The organism is Novosphingobium humi (genome assembly GCF_028607105.1).
Lineage (GTDB): Bacteria > Pseudomonadota > Alphaproteobacteria > Sphingomonadales > Sphingomonadaceae > Novosphingobium > Novosphingobium humi.
On record NZ_CP117417.1, the window covers coordinates 1,073,949 to 1,090,878 of the forward strand.

Sequence of the window (16,930 nt, forward strand, 5' to 3'; positions counted from 1 at the left end):
ATTGCGATATTCATGGTTTGCCATATCATCGCCCCGCAAGCAACCCAACCCTGATGCCCGAAAGCCCCGGTCGATGATGCCTTTGCCCTCCTGTGATCTCATCTATGTCCATGGCGCATGGAAAGCCCCCATTGCCGCCGCCGAACCGATACCGGTGTTCAGCCCGGTGACCGAGGAGGTGATCGGCACGGTGGCGGCCTGCGGCCCGCAGGATGTGGATGCCGCTGTTGCCGCCGCCCGCGCCGCATTCCCCGCTTTCTCGGCCAGTTCGCGCGAGGAGCGCCTTGCCCTGCTGGGCCGCATTCTGGCGCTGATGGAAGAGCGGGCGGAGATGCTGGCGCAGGTCATCAGCCAGGAGATCGGCTGCGCCATCACTTTTGCCCGCAATGCCCATGTGCCCTTTGGGCTGGCCCATGTGCGCGCGGCCATCGAGGTTTTGCGCGACTTCCGCTTTCTGAGCCAACAGGGCACCACCGCCATTGCCCGCGAGGCGATCGGCGTTTGCGGTCTGATCACGCCGTGGAACTGGCCGCTTTATCAGATCACCGCCAAGCTGGCCCCGGCTCTGGCCGCCGGTTGCACCGTGGTCCTCAAGCCCAGCGAATTGTCGCCCTTCAGCGCCCAGTTGCTGGCGCAGATCATCGAGGAGGCCGGAACGCCCCCCGGCGTGTTCAACATGGTGACGGGCACGGGCGAAGTGGTGGGCGCCGCGATGGCGGCCCATCCCGACATTGACATGATTTCGATCACCGGATCGACCCGCGCGGGCGTTCTGGTGGCTCAGGCCGCCGCGCCGACCGTCAAGCGCGTCACGCAGGAACTGGGGGGCAAATCGCCCAATATCCTGCTCGATGATGCCGATTTTGCCCGCGTGGTCCCGCTGGGCGTGGCGGCGGGCATGCGCAATGTCGGCCAATCCTGCAGCGCCCCCACGCGGATGTTGGTGCCGCAAAGCCGTCTGGCCGAGGTGGAGCAACTGGCCGCCGATGCTGCCAACGCGCTGGTCGTGGGCGATCCGGCGCAGGAGGCCACCGACCTTGGCCCCGTGGCCAACCGCAACCAGTTTGACAAGGTACAGCAGATGATCGGCATCGGCCTTGCCGAGGGCGCGCGGCTGATCTGCGGCGGGCCGGGCAGGCCGGAAGGGGTGGAGCGCGGCCTCTATTGTCGGCCCACGATCTTTACCTGCCCTGACCACCGGATGGCAATCGCGCAGGAGGAGATTTTCGGCCCGGTCCTCTGCATCATCCCTTATGCCGATGAAGAGGATGCGGTGCGGATCGCCAATGATACGGTCTATGGGCTGGGCGCGCATGTGCAGTCGGGCGATCTCGACCGGGCGCGGCGCGTGGCGGGCCGGATCCGTTCCGGGCAGGTCCATATCAACCATCCCGCTTGGGACGGCTTTGCCGCTTTCGGTGGTTATAAGCAATCGGGCAATGGCCGCGAATATGGCCGCTTCGGTCTGGAGGAGTATCTCGAAACCAAGGCCATTCTGGGCTTTTATCCGCAGTGACCGGGGGGCCGATCAACCGACGCGTGGCGCTGGGCGGTGTTGCGGGGCTGGGCGTGGCGGCCATGGCCGGGCGGCTGCTGGACAGGCCGCCTGTGGCCCCGATCGCGCTCCATGGCGATGCGGTTCCCCGACAGGGCGGGCGCATCCGCGTGGCCAGCACATCGACCTCGATCGGCGACACGCTTGATCCCGCGCGCGGCGCGCTCAACACCGATTATGTCCGGCATTTCATGCTCTACAGCGGGCTGACCGAACTGGACCGGCATTTGAATGCCCAGCCCGCTCTGGCCGAAAGCCTGACCAGCGCCGATCAGCAGGTTTGGCATGCCACCCTGCGCAAGGGCGTGACTTTTCACAATGGCAAGAACCTGAGTGCCAAGGATGTCGTCCATTCGCTGCTGCGCCACAAGGACCCGCGCATCGGCTCGAAAATGGCCGATATCGCGCGCCAGTTTGCCGATGTGCGCGCCACCGGCCCGCGTGAGGTCCGCATCACGCTGACCGGGCCGAATGCCGATTTGCCGGTCATTCTGGCCCAGTCGCATTTTCTCATTCTGGATGCCGATCACAATGATCCGCACACGGCCAATGGCACCGGCCCCTTTCGCTTGGCCGAATTCCGCCCCGGCATCCGCACCCTCGTGCGGCGTAACCCCAATTTCTGGAAGGCGGGCAGACCCTATCTCGATGAGATCGAGCTGATCGCCATTCCCGATGAGGTCAGCCGCGTCAGCGCCTTGCTGGCGGGCGATGTGCAATTGATCAATGCGGTCAATCCGCGCTCGACGCGGCGCATTCTGGCCTCGCCCGCGCATGGGGTGATCGAGACGAAATCGGGCCTCTACACCAATCTGATCGCGCGTCAGGATCGGTTTCCCACCGCCAATCCCGACTTCACCGCCGCGATCCGGCATCTGCTGGACCGGCCGCTGATCAACCGTGCGCTTTTCCGCAATTATGCCGCGATCGCCAATGACCAGCCGATCCCGCCCGGCCATCCCTATTTCCGCGACGACCTGCCCCAGACCGGCCTCGATCTGGACCGCGCGAAATGGCATGTCCAGCGCTCGGGCCTGAGCGGCATACGCCTGCCGGTCTATGCATCGCCCGCTGCCGAAGGGTCGGTGGACATGGCCTCGATCCTTCAGGAATATGGCGCGCGCGCGGGTCTTGATCTGGCGGTCAACCGGGTGCCGGCCGACGGCTATTGGTCAACCCATTGGATGAAGCACCCGCTGTGTTTCGGCAACAGCAACCCGCGCCCGACCGCCGACATGATCTTCAGCCTGTTCTATAAATCGGACGCCACATGGAACGAATCCGGGTGGCAAAATCCGCGTTTTGACAAGCTGTTGATCGAGGCGAGGGGCGAGACCGACCACCAGCGCCGCAAGCAGCTTTATGGCGAGATGCAGGGGCTGGTCCACCAGCATTGCGGCAGCGTGATCCCGGTGTTCATCAGCCTGCTTGACGGTCATGACCGCCGGTTGCGGGGCTTCTATCCGGTCCCGCTGGGCGGTTTCATGGGCTACACTTTTGCCGAACATGTGTGGTGGGATGGCTGATCGGATTAATTCTGAACTTAATCTATCCTGCATAAACCATTAATTGTGTCCACGCGGCGAGGCCGACACAATGGCCCGACAAGATCAGCCCCGCCCATTCAATAAGGAACATCTGTGGTGACTGAGCCGACCCTTCTTGAGCAGGCCCGCGAGAGCGATGCTTCGCTGCGCCTTGGCGCTTTGGAAACCCCATGCCTCGTGCTGGATGCCGAGCGCATGGAGCGCAACATCGCCCGTCTGCGCGCCCGGTTGGCGCCCCATGGCGTGACTCTGCGCCCCCATCTCAAGACGGCCAAATCGGTCGAGGTCGCCCTGCAGGTGATGGAAAGCCCGCAGGGGCCGGCCACGGTTTCGACCCTGAAGGAGGCGGAATTCTTTGCCGATGCCGGGGTGCGCGACATCATCTATGCCGTGGGCATCGCGCCGTGGAAACTGGCCAAGGTGATCGAATTGCGCCGCCGGGGCGTCGATCTGGCGGTGGTGCTTGACACGGTGGAGCAGGCGCAGGCGGTGGCCAAGGCCTCCCGCGAGAGCGGCGATGCCATTCCGGCGCTGATCGAGATTGATTGCGATGGCCATCGTTCGGGCGTGCTGCCGGGTGATGCGGCGCGGCTGGTGGAAATCGGTCGGGCACTGTGTGATGGCGGCGAGCTGCGCGGCGTCCTCACCCATGCCGGGGGCAGCTATGCCGCGCGTGGGATGCAGGCGCTGCAACAGGCCGCGGAAGAGGAAAGGCTTAGCGTGGTCGATGCGGCCACCATCCTGCGTGACGCGGGCCTGCCTTGCCCGGTGGTCAGCATCGGTTCGACGCCCACTGCCCATTACGCGCTCGACCTGACCGGCGTAACCGAGGTGCGGGCGGGGGTTTTCGTGTTCTTCGATCTGGTGATGGCGGGCATCGGCATTTGCAATGTCGATGATATCGCGCTGTCGGTGATGGGCACGGTGATCGGTCATCAGCGCGACAAGGGCTGGATACTGATCGATGCCGGATGGATGGCCATGTCGCAGGATCGCGGCACCGCCAAGCAGGCCGTCAATCAGGGCTATGGCGTGGTCTGCGATCTGGCGGGCAATCCCTATCCCGATCTCATTCTGGCCGATGCCAATCAGGAGCATGGCATCATCACGCTCCGCCCCGGTGCGGACGGCCAACTGCCCGATCTGGCCATCGGTGATCGCGTGCGGGTTCTGCCCAATCACGCCTGCGCCACCGGGGCGCAGCATCGGACCTATCATGTGGTGCATGGCGCGTCGGATCTGGTGACGGGCCAGTGGCAACGTTTCGGAGGCTGGTGATGGAAAAGGCGCTCTCTCCCATCCTGACCGATCAGGCACCCGCGCCCGCAGGCCATTATGCGCAGGCGATCCGCGCAGGCGACACGCTCTATGTATCGGGCCAATTGCCGATCCGGGCCGACAAGGCCCCTCTGGAGGATATGGGCTTTGCCGCGCAGGCCCGGCAGGCCATCGCCAATATGCTCGCCATCCTTGAGGCGGCGGACGGGACCCCTGAGGATCTGTGCCGCGTCACGGCCTATATCGTGGGCGTGGAAAACTGGCCCGAATTCAACCGCGTCTATGCCGATATGCTGGGCGAGGCGCGCCCCGCGCGCACGGTCGTGCCGGTGCCTGAACTGCATTACGGTTATCTGGTTGAAATCGACGCGGTGGCGATGCTGCGCGACTGATCCCCTTTTGTCAGGAGGCCATTATGGCTGCTATTGCATGGAATCAGACTGATACTCCGCCTGCAAAAACTGACAGGGCCGCAACGGCCACCAGATTGCAGAGCATTGACGCGCTGCGCGGTCTGGTGATGCTCTTCATGCTGCTCGACCATGTGCGCGAGACATGGTTTCTCTATGTGCCGGTGGGCGATCCGGTCGATGCGCGCACGGCCATGCCCGCGCTTTTCTTCACGCGCATTACCAGCACGCTGTGCGCGCCCATCTTCGTCGCGCTGACCGGGCTTTCGGCCTATCTCTACAGCCAGCGGCATACTCTGGCCGAAACCAGCGATTTCCTGTTGCGGCGCGGGGCCTTTCTGGTCCTGCTCGAACTCACGCTGGTCAATTTTTCGTGGCGGGCCGAGTTTCCCTTCCATTTCGTGTTCCTTCAGGTGATCTGGGCCATTGGTCTTTGCATGATCGTGCTGGCGGGGCTGATCCATCTACCGGGGCGGGCGGTGCTGCTGCTGGGGCTGGGCATTGTGGGCGGGCACAATCTGTTGGACGGCGTGTCATTTGCCCCCGACAGCCCGATGTTCATCCCTTGGGCGATCCTGCACAAGCGTTCGCAGATCGAACTGGCGGGCATGGTGGTCAAGTTCAACTATCCGGTGGTGCCGTGGATCGGGGTGATCTGCCTTGGCTGGTCGGCGGGCTCGTGGTTTTCCCGGCTTGCGCCCGATGCCCGGATGGCGCGGTTGACGGCCGTCGGCGCGGCGATGATCGCGGGCTTTGTCATCCTGCGCGCGATCAACATCTATGGCGACGCCCCGTGGTTCACGGTCGAGGGCAGCACCATCCGCACCGTCATGAGCTTTCTGGCCCTGACCAAATATCCGCCTTCGCTGCTGTTTCTCCTGCCCACGCTGGGCACCGGGCTGATCCTGCTGGCCCTGTTCGAACGGGCCAATCATGCGCGGATCACCCATTGGCTCTCGGTGCTGGGCAGCGCGCCGATGTTCTTCTATCTCTTCCATCTCTATCTGCTGCGCATCTTCTATCTGACGGCGCGCGCGGTGTTCGGCATCAACCATGGCGATGTCTTCGGCTTTGACTCGTTTGGCTGGGTATGGGTGTTCTACCTTGCCATCATTGTGCCGCTTTATTTTCCCACCCGCTGGTTTTCCAATTTCAAGAAGGCCCGCAAGGACATCTGGTGGCTGAAATATCTGTGATGAAATGGTCCGCCATCGCGTGATGAGAGGTGAGGAAATGCATCCTGTTGTTCAACCGGTCATGAGCGACGAACATCTGCCCGATGCGGTCGATGTCGCGGTGATCGGGGGCGGTATCGTCGGCACGGCATCGGCCTATTATCTGGCGCGGCGGGGCCTGCGTGTGGCGCTGGTGGAAAAGGGCCATGTCGGCTGTGAACAGTCGAGCCGCACCTGGGGCTGGTGCCGACAGCAGAACCGCGACCGGCGCGAGATGCCGCTCTCGCTGCTATCGATGCGGCTGTGGGATGCGATGCGCGGCGAAATCGGCATGGATCCGGGTTTTCGGCGCACCGGCCTTGTTTATGCCACCGACGATGCCGCGACGCTGGCCGCATGGGAGGGCTGGCGCCCGGTGGCCAAAGAGTTCGGGGTCGAAACCCACATGCTGACCGGCGCGCAGGCGGCCGAGCGCATTCCCCAGAACCGGCGGCAATGGGTGGGCGGGTTGCATTCGGTCCATGACGGCAAGGCCGAGCCGGCGCTGGCCGCCCCGGTGCTGGCGCAGGGGGCAAGGCAGCATGGCGCGACCATCCACCAGAACTGCGCCGCGCGCGGGCTGGACCTGACGAATGGCCGGGTTGCCGGATTGCATACCGAGCGGGGCCTGATCCGCGCCGATGCTGTGCTTTGCGCGGGCGGGGCATGGGCCTCGGCCTTCATGCGCCGCCACGGCGTCACCTTTCCGCAGGCCAGCGTGCGCCAGACCGCGCTGCGCACGAAACCGACCGTCAATCTGGGCGATGTCCTCTATTGCCCCGATCTGGCGATGACACGGCGGCTCGACGGCAGCTACACCCTTGCCATCAGCGGTCGCGCCACGCTGGAACTCACCCCGCAGGGCATCCGCTTCGCCCGCGAATTCATGCCGCAATTCATCCAGCGTCTCAAGGCGGTGCAGTTGGGTGTCAGCGGTTCTTTCTTCACCGGGCCGGAATCCCTCTCGGCCGTGCTGGGCCATGATCCGTCCATTTTTGAGGCCACGCGCGTACTCTCGCCCAAGCCTGATCCCAAGCTGGTGGCCGCGATCAAGGCCAATCTTGCCGCCACCTTTCCGCAACTGGCCAATCTGGAACTGGAGGGGGCGTGGGGGGCCTATGTCGATTGCACGCCCGATGCGGTGCCGGTGATTTCGGCGGTGGAGCGGATCGGGGGGCTTTACCTTGCCGCGGGCTGTTCGGGCCATGGGTTTGGCCTTGGCCCCGGCATCGGCCATCTGGCCGCCGAACTGATCGCCCAGGATCGGCCCAGCGTCGATCCCACCCATTTCCGCCTTGACCGCCTCGTTGACGGTTCGAAAATTGCGGTCGGATCGCTCTAAAGGCCATGATGCACCGTGAGCGTGTCTGGTTTCAACGATGTGGATGGGACAAGTGGCGCAGGCCTTGCCCGTCGGTTGGGTGATGAATGGTGGCCGCCGCCTTATCTGACATTGCTGTCCGTTTTCGCCTGTTTCGCAGGGGTTGCGCCTGAGGCGGTGGGTCTGCGGCCCGTTCTCTGACCTCATGGCGCAGAGCGGATCTGTGATTTTGCCTGCCTCGGAAATGTCTGCGGATCAATGTTGACTCAGGCAACATTACTCCTATGATCAGGCCCATGCTGGATCAATTGACAGGCGATATTGCCGCCCTGCGCCGCTTCAACAGGCTTTACACCAACTGGCTTGGGCTGCTCGATGTCCATCTCGACGGCAGCCCGTTTACCTTGAGCGAAGCGCGCGTTCTTTATGAACTGGCGCATCGCCACGAGCCGACCGCAGCCGAAATCGCGCGCACGCTCAACATGGATCGCGCCCAGATCAGCCGCACGCTCAAGCGGTTTGCGCAGCGCAATTTGCTGGAAACGCGCATCAATCCCGCCCATGGCCGCCAGCAACTCTTGATACTGACTCCCGAAGGCCGGGTGGCGGCGGAGGATCTGAATGACAAAACACAGACGGCGGTGGGAGCATTGCTTCGGCAATTGCCGGAAGTCCAGCGTCGGCGTCTGATCGGGGCCACCACCACCATGGCCCAGGCCCTGGAGGCCAAGGTCGAGGCTCCGGCGGTCAGGTTGCGGAGCCTTCGACCGGGCGATCTGGGGATGGTCACGGCCCGGCAAGCCATGCTCTATGCCGATGAATATGGCTGGGATCAGGGCTATGAGGCGCTTGTCGCGCGCATCCTTGCCGATTTTCACGACCATTTCGATCCGGCCCGCGATGCCGCCTGGATCGCCGAAACAGGCGACGACATGGTGGGGTCGATTTTTCTGGTCCATACCGACGAGCCGGAAGTGGCCAGACTGCGCCTGCTCTATGTCGAACCGACCGCGCGCGGCACGGGAACGGGAAAGCTGCTTGTCTCGACCTGCATCGCGCGCGCGCGGCAACTTGGCTATGCGCGGCTCACATTATGGACCAACAGCGTGCTCGTCGCGGCGCGGCGCATTTATGAGCGGGCCGGATTTGTCCTGATCGATGAAGAGCCGCACCACTCTTTCGGCCATGATCTGGTGGGCCAGACCTGGTCACTCGATCTCTGAATTTCGGCCGAACCGATACCACAGGCATCAATCTGGAGGCGACATGCATATTGGTTTGATTGGCGGCGTTGGACCTGCCGCCACAGAGGTCTATTACCGGGCGCTCGTGCGGGCCTATGCTGCGGCAAAGCGCAGGCTGGCGCTCACGATTGTGCATGCCGATGCGCGCGAGATGATCGCCAATCTCGAAGCCGGCCGAGCCACCGAACAGGCCGCCATTTTTGCCGATTATGTCGATCAGTTGCGGGCAGGGGGATGCGATGCGGTGGCCGTGACATCCATGGGCGGCCATTTCTGCATCGCTGAACTCGAAAAGATATCGTCCCTGCCTTTATTGAGCGCCGTTCCGGCTCTGAACAGTCATTTGGCCGCCTATGGCGTCCGCCGGGTCGGCGTTTTGGGCACGCGCGCCGTGATGCAGTCCCGGCTCTATGGCGTGGACTCGGTGGAGGTCGTCATTCCCGCAGATGATGAGCTTGGTGCGGTCCATTCAGCCTATGTCACGCTTGCCGCATCCGGCCATGCCACGGCGGAGCAATGCGCCTATTTTCACGAGGCCGCCAGAAAGCTGCACGAAGAGCAGAAGGCCGATGCGGTGGTGTTGGGCGGCACCGATCTCTCGATCGCCTTTCATGAGGCCGACCTTTCCTTTCCGGTTCTCGACAGCGCGTTGATTCACGTCGAGGCCATCGCGCGGGCGGCCATGCAATGATGACGGCGCCGTCATTGAGAAGATGAGGTTTCCGGCAGGGGCAGAACTGGGCCAAACGCCGCTCAGCTCTGCCCCTGCCGGTCTCGGGCCTAGGGATGAAACTGCGGCATGACGTAGAATTCCGGCGTTTCACGGCCATCACGAGCAATCGGCGGCACACCCGTTGTCGAGATATAGTGATTCATCAGATTATCGGCCATCGCATCCCTGACCTTTTTCATCTTGGGATCATCGATCAGGTTTTTCTGTTCCAGCGGGTCGCGCTTGCGGTCGTAAAGTTCATACTGGCCTCCGGGCCGCGCCACGAATTTATGGGTCGATGTCGTGACGGCCGCCGCGCGCCGCACCGTGGCGGGCTGCTCGTTCTGCAAATCATGCTTGGCGGTATAGAGATTGGCGGGGCCTTCCATCGCCGGTTCAAAGGCCTGCGGCTCGAACGTGTCATAGCCCGCCTCGGTATAGGCCGCGCGGGTGGGATCGCCCGCCGCGCCCATGATCTGGGGCATCAGGCTGCGGGCGAAATGGGTATGCCTGGCCTGCACATGGCCCGCCTCCAGCATGGTGGCCATCACGTCATAGAGTTCGACCATTTCGGGCACCACATGGCCCTGCGCCCCGCCCGGCATGCGGATCATCAGCGGCACATGGGTCAGGTTGCCTTCCAGCCCGCCCGGCCATTTTTCGACCATGCCGTAATCGCCCGCATAATCGCCATGGTCGGAGGATGCGATGACCATCGTGTCCTTTGCGCGTCCGCTGCGCTCCAGCGCCTCCATCAATTGCCCAAACAGCCAGTCGGCATAGCTGACCTGACCGTAATAGGTGGCGCGCACCTGGCGGAAATCGGCATCGGTGGCCTGATCGAGGTGATAGGCCTTGCGCACCGCATCATGGAACATCGGCTTTTTCGCCAGCCCCGGCGGCACCAGAGGCGGCAGGCTTTCCGGCTTATACATGTCATGAAAGCCTTGCGGCGCCAGATAGGGCGGATGCGGCTGGTTAAGGGCAATGAACAGGCAGAACGGCTTGTCCTGCTCGCCGCGCTCAAGGATCCTGATCGCCTGCTGGATCAGCAGATAATCCGAGGTTGCCTTGGGATCGACCTTGGCGTTGATCAGCATCAGGTTGGGCTTGCCCAGATCGAAGGCGGGACCACGCCCCGCCGCGCGCGCCCATGTGTTCACCTCGCCATGCCATTCGGTCAGGCTGAGCGGGAAACTCTCGGGCGCCAGCGCGTCATTCTTGCCCAGCCAGAACGTGTCATAGCCGCCGTCCTTGAGATAGCGGAACAGGTTGGGTTCATCGCGGCGCAGGAAGTAATAGAGGCTGCGATGGCCGGTGTTCGATACCGGAAGGCCGGTCAGCAGGCTGCACCGTGACGCGCCGCAGACCGGATGCTGGACATGGCAATCGGCAAAGCGCGTGCCCTGCCGCGCAAAGGCATCCAGATTGGGCGTTTTGCACACAGGATTGCCATAGGAACCCAGCGCGTCGGCGCGGCATTCATCCATGAAGAACAGGATCATATTGGGCCGTTTTGCGCCAACGCCCTCGCCGGCAAATGCAGGGCTCAGAGCGGCGCTGGCAAGACCGCCCGCAATACCGCCAAGAATAAATCTCCGGTCAACCCTTTCGATACTGGTCATTGTCGGCACTCCCGTTATACGATTATTGGAGCGCACCGCCCGTGGGCTTGGGGGCGTTCTCCTTGCGGAAAAACTCGAATTTGCTGCGGTCCGGCCAGGGCTCTGTCTGCGCGGTCGCGCCAAGGCGGAGCAGCATCGGCGCCTTGGGGTCATAGGCCTTCCAATGCAGGTCGGACGTTTCGGGGCTGCCGCTGCGCGCAAAGGCCACCAGCGAGCGCGTCATCATCTTGCTGAATGCCACATCGGCAGGCGTCCATGCGCGGGTGGTGCGATAGCGATTAAAGCTGTCCAGTGTGCCCAGCCAGAACGGCACCTCCGAAGTGTGATAGGCCCCCGCCGTGGCCGGATCAAGGTCGGAGAACTTGACCCCGGCGGCATAGGAATGCGGCCGGGCAAATTCATAGGAATAGACCTTTGCGTGACCATGGGCAGTGACGGCATCGGCCCATTGCCCCATGGATGCGGCAATGGTGCTGTCGCGGTCGGCCGCGCGAGCCTGATCGCGGGCTTGCTCGTCGGTGCCGGCCGGGTAAAGCGCCAGAAATCTGGACGCATCACCGCCGTATCGGGCGACGACCTTGGCTTGATAATCGGCAAGCCCTTTGACAGGACCCAAGCCGCCAAAGGATTCATCATGCGCGAAACCCAGCAGAGTGGGTACATTTCGATGAGCGCCGCGCGCGAAACGCTGCTCGACGCTTTCGTTCAACACATAGCCATCGGTAATCGGGCCAATTTTGGGAGCATCAGGCGTACGTGGGACCACAATGCGGTCGGCAGGCATGGCGCGCAGATCAGCAAGGCTTTTCGCACGCAGCACAGTTTGAAGTTTCAGCCCTTCCTGTTCGGCATCGGCCAGCGGCAAGGAGACGCTGGGGCCACCGGCGGCGGCACCGCTCATTCCCACCACACGGTGGAAAAGGCCCTGGGTCAGCGGACTGGCCTGCAGCGTCTGCACCGACATGGATCCGGCTGACTGGCCGACGATCGTTACATTGTCCGGGTCGCCACCAAAGCGCGCGATGTTGCGTTTTACCCATTTGAGCGCCGCGATCTGGTCGAGAAACGCATAGTTGCCTGAGGTTTTATGCGGCGATTCGGCCGACAGTTCGGGCAAGGCCATGAAGCCCAACGCGCCGAGGCGATAGTTGAAGTTGACAAACACCGCGCCTTCGCGGGCGACGCCTTCGCCGCCATACAGCGGCATGCTGGAGGAGCCGATATAGAAGGCCCCGCCGTGGATATAGACAATCACCGGGGCCTTCTTCAGGCCCGGGCGCGCCCACACGTTCAGGTAAAGGCAGTCCTCGCTGGTGATTTCCGCCCCCGAATATTGGTTGACCATCACGTTGCGCTGGGGCTGCGTGCATTGTGGACCAAAACGATCAGCGTGATAAGTGCCGCGCCATGATGCGACAGGCTGGGGATCTTTCCAGCGCAGATCACGCACGGGCGGAGCCGCATAGGGGATGCCAAGCCAAGCCTGCAACCCCGAGGCCAATCTCACCCCTTCCACCCGGCCACTGTCAAGCGTGACGACTGGCGCCGCGGATGTGGCGCCATGGGTGGATGCATGGACCGGCAGTGTCGAGGCAAGCAATGACAATGCAGCAACAGACGTGAACTTCATGGCACTGACACCCAATGGTTGATGATCGCGCGGGAAAGTGCCGGCCCCACCTTGGCGGCGGGCCGGCAGAGGCCGGGCGATGCGGATCGCCCGGCGCAATGGGCAGATCAGAACCTGAAGCGTGCGCCTCCCTTGAATGTGCGCCCCATCAGGTCGTAATAGGCGCTGCCATTGGCGGGCAGCGGCGGATCACGATCAAACAGGTTATTGATATTGAAGAAGACCGTATACTGCTTGTCCGCGCCGAAACTGTAACGCATGCCGATATCGACATAGGCGACCGCAGGAATGTTATTATTCGATATACTCGTTGTAAGGGTGGGGTCGTATCCGGCCTGATCCGGTCCAAACAGCCCGTTATTCTGGCGCGAGGGAGAAACGTAGCGAATATTGGCATTCGCCCCGAAACGCCCGACTTCATAATCCAATGACGTGTTGATCAGCCACTTGGGCAAACCGGCCGGGCCGCCGAAAGATGCGCCGGTTTGACCGGCACGATCAATGCCGTTCGGAAAGAGCGTTGAAATATCCGTCGACGACCAGAACGACATGACATGCGTGGCCATCATGTTCGCAGTCAGATTGCCGTGCAGGCCGATCTCCTCCAGAGACTGGCGATAGGTGGCCTGAATATCCAGACCGCGCGTTTTGAACGAGGCCACGTTGGCGGTGACGCCCCGCACGCCGGTCATCTGCCCGGCAACGGGATCGTTGTTGGCAAAGCTGATCAGCGAACACCACGAATTGCCGGTGTAAGTCCCGCCGATGAAGCAGTTGTTGACCACGCCCTGCGTGCTGGTCGAGGTGATCGCGCCCTCAATGCGGATGTCATAATAGTCGACCGAAAGCCGCAGATTGCGCAGGAACGAAGGCTGCCAGGAGACGCCTGCGGTCTGCGTGATCGAGATTTCCGGTTTCAGGCCGGTATTGCCGCCGACAATGAACCCGGCCGTGTTGGTCGGCGCGGCCACGCCTCTGCGCGGATCGGTGGGCAACGGAAGCGACTGGGTCTGCGGGGTGTAAAGCTCGATCAGATTGGGCGCGCGAATATCGCGTGAGCGCGTGGATCGGAACAGCAACCCGTCCACAGGCTCCCATGTAAGACCTGCCTTCCAGGTCGTGACGCGCCCGGAGGTGCTGTAATCGGTGACGCGCGCGGCACCGTTGAAATCAAGCTTTTTGGCAAAGGAGGCATCGCGCAGCAAAGGCACGATGGTTTCGACATAGGCTTCCTTTACCGTCTGGCTGACCGTGGGCAAGGCAGCGCCCGTGCCGGTGAGCCAGCCCGAGCTTTGCGAAAGGGCGTCCGTATTCAGGCGCACCGACTCTCTGCGGTATTCCGCGCCCACGCCGATGGAAACCGGCCCGGCCCATGTCGAGAAAGGCTCGCCCTGAATATTCGCCGACAGATCATGCAGCCCGGTTTTGCCTGAGCCGGTGGACGTGCCCAGAATATAGCTGGCCGCCGCTGCTGAAACATTGGCCTTGCCCAGAATGTTGATCGGAACGCAGCCTGCCGCCACCGCTGCGGCATTACGGCAGACAATCTGGCCGCCTACCGAAACGGCATCCAGTGCATTGCGGAAATTCGCGGTTTTAAAGGTGTTGCTGATCGCGACATGGGAGGTGTTCTGGCCAAAGAGATAGGAAGCATCCCATTTCCATTTGTCGCCGAATTGCCCCTTCAGGCCCGTCTGCACCCTGATCAGTTCGTTCTGAATGCTGCGCACGCTCGGACCGAAATCCTGACCCGAATAACCGATGCTCAGTCCGCCCGCCGGGACAAGCGCCAGTTGGGCAGGGGTGAGCGCCTGCGCCAGATAGGCATTGTCCTTGGCAATGTTCAAAGCCGGCCCCGCACCGGCCCCGTCGCGGCGGATGATGATGATGCCGGTTGTTTTCACATTGGAATAAAGAGGCTCAACATAGGCGGTGATATTGTCATTCACATCGAATGTCAGCTTGCCCATGACATTGTAGCGGATCTGGGCCGGTCGCAATTGCTGCGTGTTGAGATTGTTGATCCCGGCCGCCGCGTTCGCGGCCAGCGCCGCGGGCGTGAAAAAGTCCAGCGACGATGTCATGTTGCTCAGGCCAGGGCTGAAGGTCGTCGTGGTGACTCCGCCGCTGGCCGTGGGGACAAACGCCAGTCCCTTGAGCGCACCAGCCGTCAGGATCAGGCCACCGCTCGTCGCCGTGCCGAAATAGCCGCCATTGGGCCCAACGATCGTGTTGGCCGTGCCTGCCGGTCGATTGGTGATGGTTTGGCTGCCCCAGGCCTCGCGGCCCCAGGCTCTGGCGGTGTTGTAGTAAGCCGTTCCGCCATCGTCATTGTATTCACCGCCAATGACCAAGTGGCCACGGCCTCCGGCGAACTTTGTGCCATAGGCCAGTGTCGCAAACTTGTCCTTGGCATCGTTGTAGCGGGTCTGGCTATATTGGGCCGAGCCTTTGAGACCAACAAAGCGATCATCGATCTGAAAGTTGATGACGCCCGCGACCGCATCCGAGCCATAGGCCGCCGAAGCGCCGCCGGTCACCACGTCGGAAGTCTTGATCAGCACGGTCGGGATCACATTGAGGTCGGTCGTGCCGGCGGAAGTCGTCACGCCGGGAATGATCGTCTGCGGCATACGCGCGCGGTCAAGCAGCACCAGTGTGCGGACCGAACCCAACCCCCTCAAGTCGGCCAGGAAAGCGCCGGTATTGCCAATGCCGCCCGCATTTGGCGAGACTGCGGCGCGAAACGCGGGCACAGTATTCAGCGCATCGCCGATGTTGACCATCGCGCGCTGCTGGACGAACTCCTGTCCGACCACGGTGGTCGGCGTGGGCGCGGTATAACCGTCACGCGCGATGCGTGTTGCCGTCACCACAATATCCGCAGCTTCGGTCTTGGCCGCCGGGGTCGGTTCGGGCGAAGTCGTTTGAGCCTGAGCATGCATGGGCAGCAGCAGGGCCGCACCAATCAGAAAGGGCGCGCGGCGCTTGAACGATCCGGTCCGATTGAGGGTGTAGGCCGCGCCATATGACGCGTTCTTTGTATGCATTTCCAGGTCCTCCCACCAACAATTTTCGGGGTTTGATTCCACCCATTGGTTAGGCCGATTGATCTATTCTATTTGACCTATGTATGATAATGATTATTGAAAATGGTTATCCATCGCTTTTGCCGATGGTTCGGTGGTGGCGGATTGCCCTGTCCGGCCTATCAGGAAATACGCATTATAGCTTTGTTTTGTAATATATTTTCTTTTTCGTGCAATTCCGCCTTCCTTTGCACCGGCAGGGTTGTCAGTTGATGCTTCAAAATTTGTCAGTCCAATTTTCTCGCAAAGCCAAACGATGCCAAGCCGATTTGGAGGTCCATGGCGCGCACTCAGGTCTCTTGACCGGATCGCGTGAATCGAGATGGTGACCTAGCCGGGCCGGCGGAAAGAACCAGGGAAGAACGAAAATGCGGCTTGACCAGTTTGACCTCAACCTGCTGATCGCCTTTGACGTATTGCTCAAGGAGCGCAACGTCACCCAGGCTGCGGCGCACCTGCACATAACGCAATCGTCGATGAGCGCGGCTCTCAAGCGGCTGCGCGTATCGCTGAATGACGAGATTTTGGTGCAGCATGGGAAGAAGATGATTCCCACGCCCCGCGCGCTGGCCTTGGCGCCCGAAATTGCCGCGACCATCCAAAATCTCCGCAATCTGATCGCATCGGCCACCATTTTTGACCCGGCGCATTCGACACGGCGCTTTCGCATCGCGGCCTCGGACTATATCACCACGGTGCTCATCACACCCTTGCTCGCGGTGCTGCAGAAAGTGGCGCCACGGATCGAGCTTGAAGTGCGGCTTCCGGACAACAACTCACGAAAAGCCATGGATGACGGAGAGCTTGATCTTCTCCTCACGCCGCAGCAATTCCTGAGCCCCGATCACCCGAGTGACTTCCTGTTCAGGGAGCGTCACGTCATTATCGGATGTGCCAGCAATCCGGTGTTTCAAAGCGAACTGACGGTTGAGGCCTTTGAAAAATGCGGCCATGTGGCCGTGCATATTCAGGGGAATCCGGTCTTTATCGATGCGGCGCTCAATGCCGTGGGCGATCATCGGCGCATCGAAGTGATCGCCCCGTCCTTCCTTCAGGTTCCATGGCTGCTGCGCAACACAAGCCGACTGGCGCTGATCCATGAGAGGTTGGCGAATTTATTGGCCGAGCCTTTCTCTCTTGCGGTTGCCAATTGCCCAATCAATCTTCCGGTCATGAATGAAATGATGCAATATCACTGCGCAAGAACAAATGATCAGGGTCTGCTTTGGCTGAGGGAGTGTTTGAAGGATATAGCCGGGCGAAGCGATCCTCGGTGATGAAATGGATAGAGAAAGGCGCATGATC

Annotated in this window: 12 protein-coding genes; 9 read left to right on the forward strand and 3 right to left on the reverse strand. The window is 61.9% G+C overall.

Translation table 11 applies throughout. The features are described from left to right. Window positions 1-76: 76 nt before the first annotated feature. The 8 genes from PQ457_RS04840 to PQ457_RS04875 all read left to right on the forward strand — a co-directional run bounded on the left by PQ457_RS04840 (window position 77) and on the right by PQ457_RS04875 (window position 9,260). A complete protein-coding gene (locus PQ457_RS04840; protein WP_273619248.1) occupies window positions 77-1,516 on the forward strand; it encodes an aldehyde dehydrogenase family protein in 1,440 nt (479 codons plus the stop codon). Then, entirely contained in the window at window positions 1,513-3,081 is a 1,569-nt protein-coding gene (locus tag PQ457_RS04845) for an ABC transporter substrate-binding protein (RefSeq protein ID WP_273618635.1), read from the forward strand. The genes PQ457_RS04840 and PQ457_RS04845 overlap by 4 nt, the downstream gene beginning before the upstream one ends. Window positions 3,082-3,297: 216 nt before the next feature. Beyond that, complete coding sequence (locus tag PQ457_RS04850) at window positions 3,298-4,380, forward strand: DSD1 family PLP-dependent enzyme (RefSeq protein ID WP_273619249.1); 1,083 nt, start codon at window positions 3,298-3,300, stop codon at window positions 4,378-4,380. After that, window positions 4,380-4,772, forward strand: coding sequence for a RidA family protein (locus PQ457_RS04855; RefSeq protein ID WP_273618636.1), 393 nt, complete (start codon window positions 4,380-4,382; stop codon window positions 4,770-4,772). Before PQ457_RS04850 ends, PQ457_RS04855 begins: the two co-directional genes overlap by 1 nt. 95 nt (window positions 4,773-4,867) lie before the next feature. Further along, on the forward strand, window positions 4,868-5,986 hold the full coding sequence (locus PQ457_RS04860) for an acetyltransferase domain-containing protein (RefSeq protein WP_273618637.1): 1,119 nt from the start codon (window positions 4,868-4,870) through the stop codon (window positions 5,984-5,986). Window positions 5,987-6,047: 61 nt separating this feature from the next. Next, a complete protein-coding gene (locus PQ457_RS04865; RefSeq protein ID WP_273618638.1) occupies window positions 6,048-7,346 on the forward strand; it encodes an NAD(P)/FAD-dependent oxidoreductase in 1,299 nt (432 codons plus the stop codon). 275 nt (window positions 7,347-7,621) lie between these two features. After that, window positions 7,622-8,548 (forward strand): bifunctional helix-turn-helix transcriptional regulator/GNAT family N-acetyltransferase, encoded by a 927-nt coding sequence (locus tag PQ457_RS04870; RefSeq protein ID WP_273618639.1) that lies wholly within the window; start codon window positions 7,622-7,624, stop codon window positions 8,546-8,548. A 43-nt stretch (window positions 8,549-8,591) separates the two neighbouring features. Continuing rightward, entirely contained in the window at window positions 8,592-9,260 is a 669-nt protein-coding gene (locus tag PQ457_RS04875; protein WP_273618640.1) for an aspartate/glutamate racemase family protein, read from the forward strand. Window positions 9,261-9,349: 89 nt separating this feature from the next. Here PQ457_RS04875 and PQ457_RS04880 read toward each other — a convergent pair whose 3' ends face one another. The 3 genes from PQ457_RS04880 to PQ457_RS04890 form a co-directional block, all read right to left on the reverse strand. Further along, window positions 9,350-10,906: a sulfatase family protein gene (locus PQ457_RS04880; protein WP_273618641.1), complete on the reverse strand. Its 1,557-nt coding sequence runs from the start codon at window positions 10,904-10,906 to the stop codon at window positions 9,350-9,352. Between the two features lie 22 nt (window positions 10,907-10,928). After that, the gene (locus PQ457_RS04885) at window positions 10,929-12,536 is read right to left on the reverse strand and encodes a carboxylesterase/lipase family protein (RefSeq protein ID WP_273618642.1); all 1,608 of its coding nucleotides are present in this window, start codon (window positions 12,534-12,536) and stop codon (window positions 10,929-10,931) included. Between the two features lie 107 nt (window positions 12,537-12,643). Beyond that, window positions 12,644-15,586, reverse strand: coding sequence for a TonB-dependent receptor domain-containing protein (locus tag PQ457_RS04890; RefSeq protein ID WP_273618643.1), 2,943 nt, complete (start codon window positions 15,584-15,586; stop codon window positions 12,644-12,646). Window positions 15,587-15,993: 407 nt separating this feature from the next. Here PQ457_RS04890 and PQ457_RS04895 point away from each other — a divergent pair, with 407 nt between their 5' ends. Continuing rightward, window positions 15,994-16,902 carry a LysR family transcriptional regulator gene (locus PQ457_RS04895; RefSeq protein ID WP_273618644.1) on the forward strand — a complete coding sequence of 303 codons (909 nt, stop codon included), beginning with the start codon at window positions 15,994-15,996 and terminating at the stop codon, window positions 16,900-16,902. Window positions 16,903-16,930 lie beyond the last annotated feature (28 nt).